Annotated in this window: 15 protein-coding genes; 9 read left to right on the forward strand and 6 right to left on the reverse strand. The window is 75.3% G+C overall.

The genetic code is table 11. The features are described from left to right. Positions 1 to 169: 169 nt before the first annotated feature. From J0910_RS05255 to J0910_RS05270, 4 genes are all read left to right on the forward strand, one after another. Positions 170 to 553 carry a cold-shock protein gene (locus tag J0910_RS05255; protein ID WP_420161893.1) on the forward strand — a complete coding sequence of 128 codons (384 nt, stop codon included), beginning with the start codon at positions 170 to 172 and terminating at the stop codon, positions 551 to 553. Between the two features lie 236 nt (positions 554 to 789). After that, on the forward strand, positions 790 to 1,557 hold the full coding sequence (locus J0910_RS05260; RefSeq protein WP_420157383.1) for a DUF3027 domain-containing protein: 768 nt from the start codon (positions 790 to 792) through the stop codon (positions 1,555 to 1,557). Positions 1,558 to 1,588: 31 nt separating this feature from the next. Next, complete coding sequence (locus tag J0910_RS05265; protein WP_420157384.1) at positions 1,589 to 2,251, forward strand: AIM24 family protein; 663 nt, start codon at positions 1,589 to 1,591, stop codon at positions 2,249 to 2,251. 453 nt (positions 2,252 to 2,704) lie between these two features. Further along, positions 2,705 to 5,800: a sacsin N-terminal ATP-binding-like domain-containing protein gene (locus J0910_RS05270; protein WP_420157385.1), complete on the forward strand. Its 3,096-nt coding sequence runs from the start codon at positions 2,705 to 2,707 to the stop codon at positions 5,798 to 5,800. Positions 5,801 to 6,554: 754 nt separating this feature from the next. Here the strand turns inward: J0910_RS05270 and J0910_RS05275 are convergent. Further along, positions 6,555 to 8,042 (reverse strand): DUF7059 domain-containing protein, encoded by a 1,488-nt coding sequence (locus tag J0910_RS05275; RefSeq protein WP_420157386.1) that lies wholly within the window; start codon positions 8,040 to 8,042, stop codon positions 6,555 to 6,557. A gap of 70 nt (positions 8,043 to 8,112) precedes the next feature. Further along, positions 8,113 to 8,454, reverse strand: a complete 342-nt coding sequence (locus J0910_RS05280; RefSeq protein WP_420157387.1) for a DUF2530 domain-containing protein — start codon at positions 8,452 to 8,454, stop codon at positions 8,113 to 8,115. A 181-nt stretch (positions 8,455 to 8,635) separates the two neighbouring features. Here J0910_RS05280 and J0910_RS05285 point away from each other — a divergent pair, with 181 nt between their 5' ends. The 4 genes from J0910_RS05285 to thpR all read left to right on the forward strand — a co-directional run bounded on the left by J0910_RS05285 (position 8,636) and on the right by thpR (position 12,876). After that, entirely contained in the window at positions 8,636 to 10,126 is a 1,491-nt protein-coding gene (locus J0910_RS05285) for an NCS2 family permease (protein WP_420157388.1), read from the forward strand. A 138-nt stretch (positions 10,127 to 10,264) separates the two neighbouring features. Continuing rightward, on the forward strand, positions 10,265 to 10,714 hold the full coding sequence (locus J0910_RS05290; protein WP_420157389.1) for a MarR family winged helix-turn-helix transcriptional regulator: 450 nt from the start codon (positions 10,265 to 10,267) through the stop codon (positions 10,712 to 10,714). Between the two features lie 203 nt (positions 10,715 to 10,917). Then, positions 10,918 to 12,189, forward strand: coding sequence for an MFS transporter (locus J0910_RS05295; protein WP_420157390.1), 1,272 nt, complete (start codon positions 10,918 to 10,920; stop codon positions 12,187 to 12,189). Positions 12,190 to 12,318: 129 nt separating this feature from the next. Continuing rightward, positions 12,319 to 12,876, forward strand: coding sequence for an RNA 2',3'-cyclic phosphodiesterase (thpR, locus tag J0910_RS05300; RefSeq protein ID WP_420157391.1), 558 nt, complete (start codon positions 12,319 to 12,321; stop codon positions 12,874 to 12,876). Between the two features lie 486 nt (positions 12,877 to 13,362). Here the strand turns inward: thpR and J0910_RS05305 are convergent, their stop codons facing one another. Next, on the reverse strand, positions 13,363 to 14,097 hold the full coding sequence (locus J0910_RS05305; RefSeq protein ID WP_420157392.1) for a 3-keto-5-aminohexanoate cleavage protein: 735 nt from the start codon (positions 14,095 to 14,097) through the stop codon (positions 13,363 to 13,365). 124 nt (positions 14,098 to 14,221) lie between these two features. Here J0910_RS05305 and J0910_RS05310 point away from each other — a divergent pair, with 124 nt between their 5' ends. Further along, positions 14,222 to 15,271: a hypothetical protein gene (locus tag J0910_RS05310; protein ID WP_420157393.1), complete on the forward strand. Its 1,050-nt coding sequence runs from the start codon at positions 14,222 to 14,224 to the stop codon at positions 15,269 to 15,271. Between the two features lie 33 nt (positions 15,272 to 15,304). On the opposite strand, the gene J0910_RS05315 is transcribed toward J0910_RS05310, so the two are convergent. The 3 genes from J0910_RS05315 to serC all read right to left on the reverse strand — a co-directional run bounded on the left by J0910_RS05315 (position 15,305) and on the right by serC (position 18,389). Next, a complete protein-coding gene (locus J0910_RS05315; RefSeq protein WP_420157394.1) occupies positions 15,305 to 15,916 on the reverse strand; it encodes a Uma2 family endonuclease in 612 nt (203 codons plus the stop codon). Positions 15,917 to 16,133: 217 nt separating this feature from the next. Then, positions 16,134 to 17,129, reverse strand: a complete 996-nt coding sequence (locus J0910_RS05320; RefSeq protein WP_420157395.1) for a glycerophosphodiester phosphodiesterase family protein — start codon at positions 17,127 to 17,129, stop codon at positions 16,134 to 16,136. A 129-nt stretch (positions 17,130 to 17,258) separates the two neighbouring features. Further along, positions 17,259 to 18,389 carry a phosphoserine transaminase gene (serC, locus tag J0910_RS05325; protein ID WP_420157396.1) on the reverse strand — a complete coding sequence of 377 codons (1,131 nt, stop codon included), beginning with the start codon at positions 18,387 to 18,389 and terminating at the stop codon, positions 17,259 to 17,261. Positions 18,390 to 18,543: the final 154 nt, after the last annotated feature.

Here is an 18,543-nt window from a genome sequence, read left to right on the forward strand (position 1 = left end):
AATCGGCGGCGCGCTCGCCCTCGCCCCCCGAGTTCGGAGAGCACTAGCCTTGAAATCCCCTATGAAAAGATGGGTCTGCGGGATCTAGCGGACATTCGCCTAAGAACAGGGCGCCCCCTCTCGGTCCCCCCACACCGTCTGGTCCTACGGCGAGAACGTGAGGTCACACGTGCCCACCGGCAAGGTCAAGTGGTACGACAACGACAAGGGATTCGGTTTTCTCACCCGCGACGACGGCGGTGAGGTCTTCGTGCACTCCTCTGCGCTGCCGGCCGGGACCCCGTCCCTCCGGGCCGGCCAGCGGGTGGAGTTCGGTGTGGTCGAGGGGCGCAAGGGCGCGCAGGCCCTGCAGGTGCGCCTGCTCGACGCACCCCGGTCGGTGGCCAAGGCGCTGCGGAAGAAGCCCGACGAGATGGTCGTCATCGTCGAGGACCTGATCAAGCTGCTGGACGGGGTGTCCGGCTCCTACCGGAGGGGCAAGCACCCCGAGCGCCGGGAGGCGGCCAAGATCGCGCAGGTCCTGCGGGTGGTCGCGGACGACCTGGAGGAATGACCCGGACCCGGTCCGCCGCCGCCCCGGTGAGCTGGGGCGGGGCGGTCCCGCCCGGACTCCGGAGTGACCCCTGCCACAGGTGGGGCGCTCGCTCCGCCCGGGAAGCGCCCTACCTCCCCATTTCGACGTAACGGTCGTCTATCGAGTCGGTGTCGTGGTCTCGGTGGTGGCGGCGATCAGCGAAAATGGATGATGTGAGCCGTAGCCGTCGTACCCCCGCACCTGACAAGGCCAGCATGGAAGCGGTCGACCTCGCCCGCGAGGCCGCCGCCGAGATCGCGCGTCCGGAGTGGGTCGGTGAACACCTCTCCGCCTACGTCGAAGGCGACCGGGTGGTGACGCACCTGTTCGCGTGCCTGGACCCGGCCTACACCGGCTGGCGCTACGCCGTGACCGTGGTGCGCGCAGCCCGCGCCAAGGTCGTCACGGTCAACGAGGCCGTGCTGCTGCCCGGCAAGGAGGCGCTGCTGGCGCCGGACTGGGTGCCGTGGAAGGAGCGGCTGCGCCCCGGAGACGTCGGCGTCGGCGACCTGCTGCCCGCCTCGGCCGACGACGAGCGGCTGGAGCCCGGGTTCGGCCAGGTCCCCGAGGACGCCCTGGAAGAGGAGGGCGAGGACCGGCAGATGATCTGGGAGCTGGGCCTGGGCCGCAAGCGGGTCCTCTCCGAGGCCGGGCGCGAGTCCGCCGCCGAGCGCTGGTACAACGGCGAGGCCGGGCCGCGCAGCCCGATCGCGACCGCCGCCCCCGGGCGCTGCGCCACCTGCGGTTTCATGACGCTCATGGCCGGCAACTTCCGGCGCATGTTCGGTGTGTGCACCAACGAGTTCGCGCCCGACGACGGCAAGGTCGTCTCCTTCGACCACGGCTGCGGCGCCCACTCCGAGGCGGTCCGCGAGCCGGTCCGCGCCGAGCGGGCCTCCGAGCCCGTGGTCGACGAGCTGGGCTACGATCACATCGTTTTCGACGACACGACCGAGCTGGAGCTGGTCTCCTCCGAGGGCTGAACCGGGCGGGGGCCCGCCCGGAGGGAGCCGCATGCGCAGCAGCCTTTTCGACGAGGCGGCGGAGAACGACCGGCCGGGGATGTCCCTGCAGAACCGGAAGATGCTCCGGGTCCGCCTGGAGGGCGGCGAGTTCCACGCCCGGCAGGGGTCGATGGTCGCCTACCAGGGCCAGGTCGACTTCGCCTACAAGGGCGCCGGAGTGAAGCGGTTCCTGAAGAAGGCGTTCACCGGTGAGGGGCTGTCGCTGATGACGGTCTCCGGCGCCGGCGACGTGTTCCTCGCCCGGGACGCCTGGGACGTGCACCTGGTCGACCTGGAGGACGACGCGATCACGGTCAACGCCGAGAACGTGCTGGCCTTCGAGTCCGGCCTGGACTGGGACGTCTCCCGGGTGGAGGGCGCCGGGATGGCCGCGGGCGGCCTGTTCAACACCGTGTTCACCGGGCGCGGCCGGATCGCCGTGGCCTGCCTCGGCGCCCCGGTGCTGATCGGCGTCGACCGGCCCACCTACGCCGACACCCAGTCGGTCGTCGCCTGGTCCACCTCGCTGCGCACCGGGGTGCGCCGCACCGCCAAGGCCGGCGCGCTGGTCGGCCGGGGCAGCGGCGAGGCGTTCCAGCTCGCCTTCGAGGGCGAGGGCTTCGTCCTGGTGCAGGCCTCCGAGGGCCCGCCGCCCCAGCCGGCCCAGGGCTGACCCCGACCGCCGGACCGCCCGGCAGGCCGACCGGGAGGTCCGGCGGTCGCGTCCCCTCCGGGGCAGGCAATGGCCGATGCCGCGGAGCCCGGCCCTTCTGCCCCGGAGGACCGTCCGCCGCCGATCCGGCCGGACACCGGAACCGCGCTGAGAGCCTGTCGGGTGTGCGGGCGGTCGCGCGGCCCGCCCAGCGGGCCGGAGGGGATCGGATGCACCGAGGCATGCCGCACCGCCGCACCCGGACCGGCGAGTGGCGGTGCAGCCGCCGCAGCGCTCCGGGCGGCACCGCAGTCCGGCGCGGCGGCACCCTCTTCCGGACCGCCCCGCCCCCTCCGCAGTGGTGCGGTCCCGGCGACGGCTCCGGAACCGGTCCCGCCGCGCCGCGGGAAACCCGCTCGGCGCCCCCTCCTCCGTCGCGTACCGTAGTGCCGCACCGATCCGGGAGGAGACCCCATGGACGCCCGAACCGCCGATCCGTACGGCACCGCCGGGCTGCGGCGGCGCGTACTCGACGGCTGGTCCGCGTCGCCCTCCCGGTTCCGGGAGGACGCCAACGCCGAAGAGGACCACGCCCTCGGCGGGTACCGCGACCGCGCCGTCGTCGAGCTGGCCCAGAACGCCGCGGACGCCGCGCTGCGCGCCGGGGTCCCCGGCCGGCTGCTGCTCCGCCTCGACGGCGGCGCGCTCACCGCCGCCAACACCGGCGCCCCGCTCACCGCGGAGGGCGTGGAGTCGATGTCCACCCTGCGCGCCTCGGCCAAGCGCGGCGGCGACGGCGCGGCCCCGGTCGGCCGGTTCGGCGTCGGCTTCGCCTCGGTGGCGGCGCTCTCCGACGACGTCACCGCCGCCTCCCGGGACGGCGCGGTGCGGTGGAGCGCCGAGGCCGCCCGCGCCGAGATCGGCGCCGAGCTGCTGGACACCGGCCGGGCCGACCCCGGCCTCGCCGAGGAGCTGCACCGCCGCGGCGGCGCCCTCCCGCTGCTCCGGCTCCCGTTCCCGGCCGCAGGCGCCCCGGCGGTCCCGGACGGCTACGACACCGCCGTCACCCTGCTGCTCCGCGACGCCGAGGCCCGCGCGACCGCCGCCCGGCTGCTCGCCGAGACCGGCCCGGCCCTGCTGCTGGCGCTGCCCGCGCTGGCCGAGGTGCGGATCGAGACCCCCGGCGGGGAGCGGGTGCTCACCCGCGGGGACCGGCCCTCCACCGACCCCGACCTGCCCGGGGCGGAGGACGTGCTGATCGGCGCGGACGGCCCGGACGGGCCGAGCGGCACGCACTGGCGGACCCTCACCCGCACCGGCCGGTTCGACCCCGGACAGCTGGCCGACCGGCCGGTCGAAGAGCGGGACCGGCCGGACTGGACGCTGACCTGGGCGACCGCCCTCGACGAGGAGGGCCGCCCCGGGCTGCCCCCGGGCGTGCCCCGGGTACTGCACGCCCCCACCCCCTCCGACACCCCGCTGGACCTGCCCGCCCTGCTCATCGCCTCGTTCCCGCTCACTCCGGACCGGCGCGGGGTCGCCCCCGGGCCCGCGGCCGACGCGCTGCTCGCCGAGGCCGCCGAGGCCTACGCCGAGCTGCTCTGCCGGCTGGAGCCGCGCGCGGCGCTCGACCTGGTCCCGCAGCCCGTGCTGGGCGGCGGCGAGTTCGACGGCCGGTTCCGCGCGCTGGCCGGCGACCCGCTGCAGGACGCCCCGTTCCTGCGCACGGCGGGCGGTGAGCCGGTCAGCCCGCGCGACGCGGTGCTGGTGGAGGGCGGACCGGAGGTGGCCGAGGCGATCGCCGGGGCCGTCCCGGCCGCGCTGCCCGGCGACGCCGACCCCGCCCACCCCGGCCTGGCCCGGCTCCGGGTGCGCCGGATCGGCCCGGCCGAGCTGGCCGACCTCCTCGCCGAACTGGACAGGGAGCCGGCCTGGTGGGCGCGGCTGTACGCGGCGCTGCGCGGCGCGGTCGCCGCCGGGGCCGACGCCGGCGAGCTCGGCGCCCTGCCGGTGCCGCTGGCCGACGGCAGGACGGTGCGCGGTCCGCGCTCCCTGCTCATCCCCGGTCCCGGCGTCTTCGAGGCGCTGCCGGACCCGCGCGCGCTGGCCCCGCTCGGCCTGCGCATCGTGCACCCGGAGGCGGCCGATCCGCTGCTGGTCCGGCTGGGCGCGGTGGAGGCCGGCCCGTACGCGGTGCTCTCCGACGCGCAGACCCGGGCGGCGGTCCGGGGCTCGCTGGACGCCGAGGACCCGGACGCGGTCGCCGCCCCGGTGCTCGCCCTGGCCGCGGCCTCCGCCGCGTCCACCGCCGACCTGCCCTGGCTGGCCGAGCTGGCGCTCCGCGACGACGAGGACGGCTACTCGGTCGCCGGCGAGCTGCTGCTGCCGGAGAGCCCGCTGCGCGAGGTGTTCACCGACGACGCCCCGTTCGGGCTGGTCGCCGGCGACCTGGTGGAGCGGTACGGGGCCCGGCTGCTCGCCGCGGTCGGCGTGCTGGACGGCTTCACCGCGGTCCGCGCCGAGGACGTGACGCTGGGCGAGGCCCTGGAGGAGGTCCTGGACGACCTCCCGCTGGACGGCCTGGAGGAGTGGGCCGAGGAGGTCTCCGCCCGGCTCGGCGACCCCGACCTGCCGCCGACCGTCCCCGAGCTGGTGGCCGTGGCCGACCTGGAGTTCGTCCGGGAGGACCGCTGGCCCCGGGCGCTGGAGCTGCTGGCCGGGGCCGCCGGGACCCGCGCCGCGGTCACCGACCCGGCCCGGGTGCTGCTGGAGGGCGGCCGCTCGGCGGACGTCCCGTCCTACACCGCCTGGTGGCTGCGGACCGGGGCGCTGCTCGGCGGGGCCGCCCCGGGCGACCTGCGGCTGCCCGACGCCGACCCGGTGCTGCACGGGCTGTACGAGCCCGCGCCGAAGGGCGTCGACGCGGCCCTGGCCCGCGCGATCGGCGTCCGCGGCACCCTGGAGGACCTGCTCGCCGACCCGGACGGGCCGGACGACCTGCTGGACCGGCTGGCCGACCCGGAGCGCCGGATCGGCCACCGGGCGCTGCACCGGCTGTGGACCGCGCTGGCCGGGGCCGACCCGGAGCGGGTGGAGCCGCCGGAGCAGGTCCGCGCGGTGCAGGGCGGGGCGATCGTCGTCGCCGACGCCGAGGACGTCCTGGTGGTGGACGCCCCCGACCTGCTGCCGCTGCTGGCCGACCGGCCGGTGCTGCTCCCGCCCGCCGGGCTGGCCTCGGCGCTGGCCGACGTCCTCGACCTGCCGCTGGCCGGCGAGGAGGTCCCGGCGCCGGTCACCGCCCCCGGCGACGTCCGCCAGGTGCCCGACGAGGTCCGGCACTTCATCGACACCGACGCACTGACCTACGTGCACCACGAGGCGATCGAGGTGGACGGCGTCCCCCTGGAGTGGCGCCTCGCGGAGGGCGTCCCGCACGCCACCGGCCCCGAGGGCCTGGCCCGCGCCCTGTGCTGGAAGGCCGGCGCCTGGCACCGCCGCCACCTCGTCGCCCGCGTCCTCACCGACCCGGACCGCGCCCCGCTCCTGCTGGCCGAGGCCGACCTGGAGTGACCCCGGCGGCCGTGCGGCCGCCCAGCGCAGTCCGGGCGGGGTCCGGGACCTGGCCGGGTGCGGTGCGGTCGTGCCCGCCGCTCCGCACTGGGATCGCTGCCGGGAAAGGGGAAGCGGCCGCAGAAGAACCCCCGGCCCCCGCCCCTTTCCCGCGATGATCTCGGAGTCGCGGGCCCGGCAGAGCGCGCGGGCGGGCCCGCAACTCCGAGATCATCGCCCTGGGACGGGGGCTCCCATCAGCGGTCTGAGCTTGTTCTCAACCTGGGCGGGCGTGGTGCTCCTTCGGGCTCATGGCGCGTTCGGCTGTCTTTCCCCGCGTCATGGCGCGGTGCCCGACACCGGTTCTTCGACACCCGGGGGCGCCCGGGGCCGGGGGTTCGGGCGCACCGGCGGGACGGGCCGCCTCCGCGCGGACGCTGTGAAAGCCCCCCCGCACCCGCGCCGGGCCCGACCGCCCCGGCGGCCGGGGCGGGCGTAGCCGGGTGCGGGCGGCGATCACAGGCCACCTCCACCGGTCGGCCGCCTCGATGCCCCGGCCGCCCCCGAGGTTGAAGAACAAGCCGAGCAGGTGGGGCGGGTGCCGTCGCCGCCGCCGGTCTTCGGCGGGGCGTTGTTCCTGTGTTCCGGCGGCACCGGCTCCGGGCCCGCGCCGGATCGGAGGCGGGAGCGAGCCGCGGAGCGGCCTTGCGGGGCGGGCGGCCCGCTCCGTGCGGGGGTCCGGAGCCGGCCGGAAGAGCAGCGGGAGCAGGGCGGGTCAGCGGGCCACGCGGAAGAAGCCCTCGGCGATCAGGGAGCGGAGCACGTCGGGGAGGCGGTGGCGGAGCCGGGCCGGGTCCTCCTCGGTGAGCTGGGCGATGGCGTCGAGCAGCGGGCCGACCGGCATGGTGCCGTCGCAGACACCGGCCAGCGCCGCCTCGACGGTGCCCACCTGGGCGGCGCGGCGCAGGCCGTTCTCCTGGCGGAGCACGATGCGCTGCGGGTCCGGCGCGCCGGGGGTGCCGATCCGCTCCTCGACGACGCCCGGGGCCAGGGCCACGTGCGCGGAGAGCAGCGCCGCGTCGGTCAGCCGGTGCGCGGTCATCGCGCCGTCGACCACGTCGGGGAGGTAGCCGCCGACCGGCTGGTCGATCTCGTGCCGGAGCTCCTCGACCCGGACCGCGGCGTCCTGCGCGGCGTCGTTGCGCAGGCAGATCCAGCCGAAGCCGATGCCCTCCACGCCCTCCCGCTCGAAGTACTCCAGCCAGGCGTCGTACCGGCGGGTGTACTCGGGGCCGCCCTGCTCGCAGGAGTCGCGCAGCCACAGCTCGACGTACTCGGCGGGGTCCTGGACGTCGCGCTGGACCACCCAGCCGGAGCAGCCCGCGCCGGCCACCCACTCGCCGACCCGGTCCCGCCAGTCCTCGCCGTCGACGTGCAGCCAGTTGCCGAGGAGCTGGCACCAGCCGCCGTCGGTGAGGTGCCGCGGAGCCTCGCGGACCAGCTCGGCGACGACCGCGTCCCCGGGCAGGTCGGATTCGCGGTAGGTGAAGTTCGCGGCCCCGGGGGTGATGACGAACGGCGGGTTGGACACGATCAGGTCGAAGCGCTCGCCGGCCACCGGCTCGTACAGCGATCCGCGGCGCACCGCCACGTTGTCCGCGCCGGACAGCGCGGCGCTGATCTCGGCGAAGCGCAGCGCGCGCGGGTTGACGTCGGTCGCGCACACCTCGGCGGCGCGGCCGGCCAGGTGCAGGGCCTGCACGCCGCAGCCGGTGCCCAGGTCCAGCGCGCGCTCGACCGGCCCGTCCACGATGAGCCGGGACAGGGTGGCGGACGCGCCGCCCGCGCCCACCACGTGGTCCGGCCGGGGCACGCCCTGGCCGGGCCGGACGGTGGGGTCGCTGACCACGTAGCCGGGCTCGCCGCCGTCCAGCTCCCACGGGCCCAGGTGCACCAGGGCGCGGACGCCGCGGCCGTCCACCGCGAGCAGCCCTTCGGCGGCCAGCTCGTCGACGGGCAGCAGCGCGCGGGCCGCCTTCTCCTCGATCGGCTCCTGCAGCCACCACAGCCGGAGCAGCCTCCCCAGGCCCTCCTCGCCGCCGGTCGCGCGCAGCGCAGGGACCAGCTGCTCCCGGGCCAGGGCGCGCGCGGCGGTCCCGCCCAGGCGGTCGCGCACGCCGGCGACGGTGTAGTCGGCGTCGATCAGGATCCGGCGCAGCCGTTCGGCCAGCCGTCGCGGGAAGGGGCGGAGCGTTTCAGACACGGGCCCATTATCACGGAGAACCCGTCCGCTTCGGCTCATCCGCGCTGCGGGCCCGGGCGGTCCGGCGGGGTCAGGCGGGGCGGTCGGCGCCGGGCGGTGCCTCCGGGGCGGGGGCGGGCCGCTCCCCGGGGTCCGGGGCCTCTTCGGCGGTGGCCGCGGCGCGCTCCGCGGACCGCTCGGCCTCGGCGCGGGCCCGCTTGTCCAGCAGGCGGGGGATGTAGAAGAAGGCGAAGACGCCGAGCACCATCCCGGTGACGCACACGGCGACCCGCCAGCGCTGGTCGGGGTCGAGACCGTCGCCCCAGACCAGGAGGGCGGCCAGCGCCGCGGTCCAGCCCAGGGTGCCCAGGGCCGTGGGGACGCGGTAGTCGAACTCCAGGACCTCGGGGTCGGGACGTCGGGGTGTGCGCACGCCTCCAGGCTACGTCAGCGCGGAGCGGTGGGGCCGGGGCCGCGTGCCGCGCGGTGGGCGCCCGCGGCCCCGGCCGTTGTATGTTCCTCCAAGTGGTGAGACGGGGAACATGTCCTGGTTTGTACGAATATGCAACTAACCTGGTCTCGTCCCTTAATTCGCACATGTCAGGGTCAGCCGAGTGAACGCAACGCCACAGTCCACCTCCGCCCCCGCCGCGCCCGCCGGCCTGCGCGGCCGGATCGACGCCTACTTCCGCGTCACCGCGCGGGGATCGAACTTCGCCCGGGAGATCCGCGGCGGCCTCGTGACCTTCTTCGCGATGGCCTACATCATCGTGCTCAACCCGCTGATCATCGGGACGGCGCCGGACGCCAACGGCGACGAGCTGGGCATCGCCCGGGTGGCGGCGACCACCGCCCTGGTCGGCGGGGTCATCTCGATCCTGATGGGCGTGGTCAGCCGCTACCCGTTCGCGGTGGCGGCCGGCATGGGCCTCAACGTGATCGTCGCCTACACCCTGGCCCCCGAGATGACCTGGGCCGATGCCATGGGCCTGGTGGTCCTGGAGGGCATCGTGCTGATGGTCCTGGTGCTCACCGGGTTCCGCAACGCGGTGTTCCGCGCGGTGCCGGCCGGGCTGAAGAGCGCGATCGCGGTCGGCGTGGGCATGTTCCTCGCCTTCGTCGGGTTCGTGAACGCCGGCTTCATCCGGCGGGTCCCGGACGCGGCGGGCAGCACGGTCCCGGTCCAGCTCGGCTCCGGGCACCTGAACGGCTGGCCGATCCTGGTGTTCGTGCTGGGCCTGGCGCTGACCATCGCGCTGATCGTGCGCAAGGTGAAGGGCGCGATGCTGATCGGCATGGTCGCCGCCACCGCGGCCGCGATCGCGGTGGAGGCGTTCGCGAAGGTCGGCCCGTCGGTCGGCGCCGGCGGCGAGCCCAACCCGACCGGCTGGTCGCTGACCGTGCCGACGCTGCCGTCCTCCCCGGGCGACGTGGTGGCGGTGCCCGACTTCGGGCTGGTCGGCCAGTTCAACCTGTTCGGCAGCTTCGCCGGCATCGGCGTCATCGCCGTCGTCCTGCTGGTCTTCACCCTGCTGCTGGCCGACTTCTTCGACACCATGGGCACCATGGTCGGCGTGGCCGAACAGGGCAGGATGCTCGACTCCGACGGCAACCTGGACGGCAGCCGCGGGGTCCTGGTCGTCGACGCGGTCGGCACGATGGCCGGCGGCGCCGCCTCGGCCTCGGTGAACACCGTCTTCGCCGAGTCGTCGGCGGGCGTCGCCGAAGGCGCGCGGACCGGTATCGCGCCGATCGTCACCGGCCTGCTGTTCCTGGTGGCGACGCTGTTCGCGCCGCTGGTGGAGATCGTGCCGTTCGAGGCCGCGACCCCGGTGCTGATCATCGTCGGCTTCATGATGATGACCCAGGTCACCAAGATCGACTTCAGCGACCTGTCGCTGGGCGTCCCGGCGTTCATCACCATCGCCACCATGCCGTTCACCTACTCCATCGCCAACGGCATCGGCTTCGGCTTCATCGCCCACGTGCTGATCAAGGCGGTCCAGGGCCGCCCGCGCGAGGTGCACCCGCTGATGTGGATCGTCTCCGCGGCGTTCCTGGTCTTCTTCGCGCTGGAGCCGCTCAAGGCGCTTTTCGCAGGCTGAGGCGCGATTCCGGATAGAGTTCCCTGTCCGCCCCTCCGGGCGGGCAGGGCACCGCCGTACCGCAGCGCGGCTCGTCCCCGCTGCGGCGGGGAATGGCGGGGTGCCGCCGTTTGTTAGCAAGAGTAATGAGTCGTGCTAATGAAGAATCCCGACCTCACCCCGCAGACCCGAACCGACGCCGGACTGGCGGCGGTGCTCCGCGTGGCCGTGGGCAGGCTCGCCCGGCGGCTCAGGGCGCAGCGCCCCGACGCGTCGCTCTCCCTGGGGCAGGGGGCCGTCCTGTTCGCCCTCGCCCGCCACGGCCAGATGACCCCGCGAGCCCTGGCCGACCACGAGAAGGTGCAGCCCCCCTCGATGACCAGGATCATCACCGCGCTGGAAGAGCGCGGCCTGGTCACCCGGACACCGCACCCGCAGGACCGCCGGCAGCAGCTGGTGGACCTGACCGGAGCGGGCCGGACCCTGGTCCGGGAGGACCAGCACCGGCGGGAGGCCTGGCTGGCCCGGAGGCTGGCCGAGCTGAGCCCGCGGGAGAAGACGGTGCTGCGGGAGGCGGCGGAGATCCTGGACCGGCTGAGCCAGTCTTAACCGCCCCGCCCGATCCCGCCGACCAGGTCGCCGGCGCACCGGCGGCGGAGGCCCCGCACGACCCGGCCCCCGGCGCCCCGGAGCGGGCCGGCGCGGCCGAGGACGGTGCGGCCGACCGGGCGGCGGGCGGCGCCTCGGGGGGCGGCGGAGCGGCGGACGCCGAGGGGGCCGGCGAAGCCGAGCGGCCCCGCCGGGGCCCGGCGATGTTCCGCTCCCTGGCGATCCGCAACTACCGCCTCTTCGCCGCCGGCCAGGTGGTCTCCAACACCGGCACCTGGATGCAGCGGGTCGCCCAGGACTGGCTGGTCCTCCAGATCAGCGGCGGCAGCGGCATCGCCCTGGGCATCACCACCGCCCTGCAGTTCCTGCCCATGCTCCTGCTCGGCCTCTGGGGCGGCACCATCGTCGACCGCGCGAACAAGCGGCGGCTGCTCATCGCCACCCAGGCCGTGATGGGCGTGCTCGCCCTCGGCCTCGGCGTACTGGCCACCGCCGGGCACGCCCAGGTCTGGCACGTCTACCTGTTCGCGTTCGGCCTCGGCCTGGTCACCGTGCTGGACAACCCGGCCCGGCAGACCTTCGTGGTGGAGATGGTCGGCCGCCGCGACCTGCCCAACGCGATCGCGCTGAACAGCGCCAGCTTCCAGCTGGGCCGGGTGGTCGGCCCCGCCGTCGCCGGCCTGCTCATCGCCGCCGTGGGCAGCGGCCCGGTGTTCCTCATCAACGCCCTGTCCTTCCTCGCGGTGCTCACCGGGCTGTGGCTGATGCGCCCCGGCGAGCTGCAGCCCACCGAGCCCGCCCCGCGTGCCAAGGGCCAGACGATGGAGGGCCTGCGCTACGTCGCCGGCCGCCCTGACCTGCTGCTCCTGCTGGTCATGACCGGGTTCCTGCAGATGTTCGGCTCCAACGTGCAGAACCAGATCGCGCTGATGACCAACAACGTGTTCACCGCGGGCGCGGCCGCGTTCGGCGTCGCCGCCGCGGCGCTGGCCGTCGGCGCGCTGGCCGGCGCGCTGCTCTCCGCCCGCCGGGAGAGACCCCGGCTGCGCACCGTGCTGATCGGGGCGCTCGCCTTCGGCGCGGTCGAGTTCGCCTCCGCCTTCGCCCCCGGGTTCGCCTCCTTCACCCTGCTGCTGGTGCCGATGGGCATCGCCTTCCTCACCTTCACCGCGACCCAGAACGCCTTCTTCCAGCTCAGCGTGGAACCGCAGCTCCGCGGCCGGGTGATGAGCCTGTACATGCTGGTCTTCCTCGGCATGGCCCCGATCGGCGCGCCGATCGTCGGCGTGCTCGCGGACGCCTTCGGCCCCCGGGTCAGCCTCGCGACCGGCGGCGCGGTGACCATCGCGGTCACCCTCGCCGCCACCGCCCTGCTCGCCCGCAGGCTGGGCGCCCGCATCCGGCTGACCCCGCGCACCCGCCCCTTCCTCACGGTGGAGCGGGCCCGCCCCGCCGGAGCGGAGGGCGCGGCCTGACCCGGAGGCGGTGCGGCGGGCCGGTCCGCCGCACCGCCTTCCCCTCCGCGGCGGCGGCTGGCAGGCTGGCGGCACGGACACCGGTGCCGGGCCGGCCGGGCCGGCCCGCGGATGCGGAGGTGGTACGGAGTGCGGCTGTTCATCGCGGTCGACCCGCCGGAGGAGGTGCTCGACGAGGTGCAGGCCGCGGTGGCCGGAGTGCGCCGCAACGGCGACGGCCTGCGCTGGTCCGGGCGCCGCGACTGGCACATCACCCTGCACTTCCTGGGCGAGGTCGACGAGCGGCGGCGCCCCGGCCTGGAGGCGGCGTTCGCCGCCGAGGCCGCCCGGCACGGCGCGCCGCGGATCGCGGTGCGCGGCGCCGGCACCTTCCCCGGCGACGACACCCGCGCGGTGGTGCTCTGGGCCGGCGTGGAGGGCGGGACGGCTGCGCTCGGCCGGATCGCCGCCGGGCTGCGCCGGACCGCCCGCCGCTGCGGCGAGCGCGTCGAGCGCCGCCCCTACGTCCCCCACCTCACCCTGGCCCGCAGCCGCACCCCGGTCGACCTCGCCGGCACCCGCACCGCCCTGGCCGGCCTGGCCACCCCGTTCTGGCACGTCGGAGAGGTCCACCTGGTGGAGAGCCGCCCCGGCGCCGACGAGGACCGCTACCGCACCGTCGCCACCTGGCCCCTGGGCCCGGGCTGACCGCCGGGCCGCCGCCCCGCCCCCGGAACCGCTGCGGAGAGGGCCCCGGCCACCGGGCCCGGGCGCGGAGGCGCCCCGCCCCTGCGATGAACGCGGCGCTCCGGGCCGGTCGGGCCAGGCCGGCGGGCCCGGCCGCGGCCACCGCCCGGAAGACCGCTCCCCCGGCGGGCGGCCAGGGCACCGCCGCAGGCCGGGGCGGACGTCCCCGGTCGATCCTCGGGGACCGCCGCCTCCGTCCCGGAGCGCGGGCGGGGCCCGGCGGGGCCCGCATCCCGGCCCCGGCTCCGGGCGGGGGAGAGGCAGGCCACGGCGCCCCGGGGCGCGGCCGGTCCGGGGCGGGGCGACAATGGGCAGGGAGGACACCTCAGCCCGTCGTCCGCCCCCACGTCCACCGCCGCGAACGAGGTCGGCCCATGAGCATGCTCACCAACAACCGCAAGCAGCGCTGGCTGCTGCCCGCCGTGCTCGCGGTCATCATGCTGATCGTCATCGTCGGCTCTCTGCTGAGCTGACCAGCCGGGCCGCCTCCGCGACCAGCGCCGCGTTGTCCGCGGCCTCCGCGCCCGCCGAGGTGCGCAGGGTGTCCTCCAGCCCGATCCGCACGTCGCGGCCGGCCGCCACCGCGGCCTCCAGCACCGGCCAGGCGGTTCCGTCCGCCCCGTGCATCTGCCTGGGCAGATCGATCCCGGCCCGGTCCAGCACCGCGTCGATCGCGGCCGCCTCCTCCAGGGCCGCGCCGATCGCGGCGTGCGCCGGCTCCACCAGCACCCCGGTGAACTCCGCCGCGAGCCCGGTGGCGGCCAGCAGCCGCGCCGAGGCCGCCGACTCCAGCCCGGCCTCCACCCCCACCCTGCGGTCCACCAGCAGCCGGGCCACCTCCACCGCGCCCGGCTCGTGCAGGTTCACCGTCGCCGTGTCGGGCAGCGCGCCCCAGCGCTGCACCAGGTCGTAGCGGAGCCACGGGTCGGGCTGGGCGCTCAGCGCGGTCGTCACGCTGACCGGCACCCCGGGGATCTCCGCGCGCAGCCGCTCCAGCAGCGGGGTGAGCACCTGGGGGTCGAGCGCCTCCGCCCCGTCCGCCGCGCGGGGGTGGACGTGCACCGCGTCCGCGCCCGCGGCCACCGCCGCGGCCGCGTCCCGGGCCACCTGCTCGGCCGAGACCGGCAGCGCCGGGTGCGCACCGGGGCGGCGGTCCCCGTTCAGGCAGGCGGTGATCCTCATCGCCGGCTCCTCTCTGCCGCGGGGGCCGGGCCGTCCGCCCTGCCGTACGGCAGAGCATGCCCGCCCCGGGGCCGCGAATCACCCGCGGACCCGGCGCGGCCGGGCTGATGGCAGGATGTCGGCCATGACCAAGTCCGCCGCCCTCGCGCTCGCCGTCCTGCTCGCCCTGGCCCCGGCGGCCCCGGCGTCGGCGTCGGCCGCACCGAGCCCCGAGCCGAGCGGCACCGGGAACGTCCCGGAGGGCTCCGAGATCCTGTTCCGCCTCACCGACCCGAGGATCACCGAGTCCAGCGGCCTGGCCGCCTCCTCCCGGCACGAGGGGGTGTACTGGACGCACAACGACAGCGGGGAGCATCCCGCGGAGGTCTACGCCGTCGACGGCGACGGCGCGGTCCTGGCCACCGTCACCCTCTCCGGCGAGGGCGTCGAGCTGCGCGACTGGGAGGCCGTCGCGCTCGGCACCGACGAGGCCGGGGAACCGGCGGTCTACGTCGGCGACATCGGCGACAACTTCCAGGGCGGCTGGCCGAGCGTGCGGGTCTACCGGTTCACCGAGCCGGCCGAGCCGGCCGACGCCACCGTGGAGGCGGAGGCGTTCACCTTCACCTACGCCGACGGCGGCCGGGACGCCGAGGCGATGATGGTCGACCCCCGGGACGGCCGGCTCTACATCATCAGCAAGGAGGTCGCCGGCGGCGTCTACGCGGCCCCCGAGGAGCTCGACCCGGACGCGGAGAACACCCTGGAGCGGGTCGACTCCGCGCCGCTCTACGCCACCGACGCGTCGTTCTCGCCGGACGGCTCGTACTACGCGGTCCGCACCTACTGGGGAGCCACCTTCTACGACGCCGCGGACGGCGTCCCCGGGCGCAGCGCGGGCCGGGTCGGCCTGCCCGAGACCGACCAGGGCGAGTCGCTCGCCTTCACCGCGGACGGTTCGGCGGTGCTGGCCGGCACCGAGGGCCCGGAGAGCCCGGTGTGGCGGGTGCCGGTCCCCGGCCACATCGCGGAGGGAGGCGGGGAGCCCTCGCCGGCCCCGGACGCCTCCGCCGCCCCCGAGGAGGGGGAGGAGCAGGTCGGCTCCGGCCCGAGCGCGACCACCCTCATCCTCACCGGGGCCGGGGTCGCCGCCGCGGTCATCATCGGCATCGTCCTGCTGGTCCGCAGGTCCTGACGGGGCGGAGGGCTCCGCGAGCCTCGGATCGGTTCAGCGATCGTCCTCGTCCGGCTCGGTGAACTGAGACGTGTCGAACTCGGCATTGAACGGTTCCGGCAGGTGGAGGGACTCGCCGAACGGTACGGTGACGCGCCTGCGGTACACCCCGTCCTCGGGTTCCTCGAAGAGGGTCACAGAAGGCCCTTCCGGGGCCCAATGGTCAACGAGAAGGTAGAGCGGGACTCCACTGAGGGCGTATCCCCTCAGCTTGTGCTTGCGGTCCTGCTCCCTGCTGCTCGGTGAGACGACCTCCGCGGTGAGGAGGGCTTTGGAAGCAGGGGGGAAGCTCTTTTTGCGAATGGCCTCGAAGAGTGCCCGGTTCGGCAGGATCAGCGCGTCAGGGATGTAGAGCTGGCTGCTCGACGGGAGCAGGATGCCCTGCGTCGTGTAGATGCCGCACGCATCCGGCAAGTGTTTCGGGAGGAACTGCAGAAGCAGATTGAGGATGAAGTTGTGCAGTGCGGCCGGGGGCGCCATGAGCCTGATGTCTCCATCGATGATCTCGGCCCGCCAACCGTCGGGCACGTCCAGCTCTCGCCAGGTGCGCAGCAGCAGCTCGAACTGGGCGTCGTCCCGGTCGGAAACAAGGTCAGGCTCGGCCATCAAGAGACTCATTTCGCCGCTCACCTCCGGGCAGGAGATTAGGCCAGGGGCAAGGTCTCCTGTCCGCCCTTTCACTGGAGAGCATACGGGGATCGGTCTACGGATCCCCGTCCATGCAGGTCGGACCGGCCTGGTGGCAGGTGGGCAGAGGACTTCGCGCGGTCCCTCGCCCCCCGCCCTGGAATTCCAGGCCGGGCGGAGCCGGTACAGGCCGGCCTCAGCCGCCCCGGGACTCCTCGAAGACCTCGCGGGCCAGGTAGGCGTGGCGGGAGTGGTCGGTGAAGACGCCGTCCACGCCGGCGGCGAAGAAGGCCTCGTACTCGGCGGCGAACGAGCCGTAGCCGGCCGGGTCGTCGCCGGAGCGCAGGTCGGCGGGGAGGAAGCGGTTCTCGCTGCGGAAGGTGTAGGGGTGCACCAGCAGGCCGGCCCCGTGCGCGGCCTCGACCAGGCCGGTGGGTTCGGCCAGGGCCCCGTCCTCGGCGCGCGGGACCACCAGCTCCTTGGCGGGGCCGATGGCCTGGGCGAACTCCGCCGCCTCGGCGAGCCCCTCCGGGGTGGTGAACCGGGTCTCGTCGGAGCCGAGCAGCAGCACCCGCGGGACCTCCAGCGGGGCCAGCTTCTTCAGGCTCTCCGCCTCGAAGGACTGGAGGAAGACCGGGACCTCCGGCTCCGGGCCGGCGAGCCCGGCGGCGCGCAGCGCCTCGATCAGCGGCGGCTCCAGCTCCAGGCCCTGCGCCTCGTGGTAGGCCGGGTGCTTGGTCTCCGGGTAGACGCCGATCGGGCGGCCCAGCTCGGCGGTGAGCTCGCGGGCCAGGGAGACGATCTCCTCCAGGGTGGGGATCCCGTACTCGCCGTCGTAGGAGGCGTTCTCCGGCCGCACGTCCGGGATGCGCTCGGTGGCGCGCAGCGTCTTCAGCTCGGCCAGGGTGAAGTCCTGCGCGAACCAGCCGGTGTGCTCGGTGCCGTCGATGGTGCGGGTGGTGCGCCGGTCGGCGAACTCCGGGCGGCCGGCGACGTCGGTGGTGCCGCCGATCTCCGGCTCGTGCCGGGCGACCAGGGCGCCGTCGGCCGTGGCCACCAGGTCCGTCTCGATGAAGTCGCCGCCGTACCGGGCGCCCAGCCGGTAGGAGGCCAGGGTGTGCTCGGGCCGGTGCCCGGACGCCCCCCGGTGCGAGATGACCGTGATCGCGTGGCCCCGCTTGTTCCTGCGCACGTACCTGCTCCGCCCTTGCGAACCCCGTGGCGGGCCCGGTGCGGGCCCGCGCTGACCTGGTGGCCGGCCCGTACCGCGACCGGGCCGGCCACCATGTCTATCCGCTCGGCGGCGCCGGGGCCAACTCGCTCAGGAGAGCTTGCCGACCACGTGGTCGACGCAGGCGGTCAGCGCCTGCACGTCGGCCGGCTCGATCGCCGGGAACAGGCCGATGCGCAGCTGGTTGCGGCCCAGCTTGCGGTAGGGCTCGGTGTCCACCACGCCGTTGGCGCGCAGCGCCGCGGCCACGGCGGCGGCGTCCACCGCGTCGTCGAAGTCGATGGTGCCCACGACCTGGGAGCGCTGCGCCGGGTCGGCCACGAACGGGGTGGCGAACGCGGACTTCTCCGCCCAGTCGTAGAGGGCCTGCGAGGACTCGGCGGTGCGCCGCACCGCCCAGTCCAGGCCGCCCTGCCCGTTGATCCACTCGACCTGCTCGGCGAGGAGCAGCAGGGTGCCCACGGCCGGGGTGTTGTAGGTCTGGTCCTTGCGGGAGTTGTCGATCGCGGTGGGCAGCGAGAAGAACTCCGGGACGTAGCGGCCGGAGGCGGCGATCTCCGCGGCCCGCTCCAGGGCCCGCGGGGACATGACCGCGATCCACAGCCCGCCGTCGGCGGCGAAGCTCTTCTGCGGGGCGAAGTAGTAGACGTCGGTCTCGGCGATGTCCACCGGCAGGCCGCCGGCGCCGCTGGTGGCGTCCACCAGGACCAGCGCGTCGTCCGCGGCGCCCTGCGGGCGGCGGATCGGCATGGCCACGCCGGTGGAGGTCTCGTTGTGGGTGAGCGCGTAGGCGTCCGCGCCCTCCTCGGCGCGGGCCTCGCCGTGCGTGCCCGGGGCGGTCTCGATCACGGTCGGCTCGGCCAGCCACGGGGCGCCCTTGGCCACCTTGGCGAACTTGGCGGAGAACTCGCCGAAGGCGAGGTGCTGGGACTTCTCCCGGATCAGGCCGTGCGCGGCGATGTCCCAGAAGGCGGTGGTGCCGCCGTTGCCCAGCACCACCTCGTACCCCTCGGGCAGCGGGAAGAGCGAGGCGAGGCCGGAGCGGACCCGGCCGACGAGGGACTTGACGGCCTTCTTGCGGTGCGAGGTCCCGAAGTAGGCGGAACCGGAGTCGGCGAGGGCCTTCAGCTGTTCGGGGCGGACCTTGGAGGGGCCGCATCCGAAGCGGCCGTCGGCGGGCAGCAGGTCGGCGGGGATCTGAATGTCGCTCACCCCGTACATGGTAGTGGCGGGCGGTGCGCCGCCGCAGGTGAGGGGGGACTTTTCCGGTCCTTTCGAATTCCCCGCAGGACCCGCGGCCGAATGTGAGGATCCGTCGGTGAATGTGAATTCCTGTTAATCGCGGGCGCCGTTCCGGAACCGGTTCCGGGCCCGC

Source organism: Nocardiopsis oceanisediminis, assembly GCF_048595525.1.
Taxonomy (GTDB): Bacteria; Actinomycetota; Actinomycetes; order Streptosporangiales; family Streptosporangiaceae; genus Nocardiopsis_A; species Nocardiopsis_A oceanisediminis.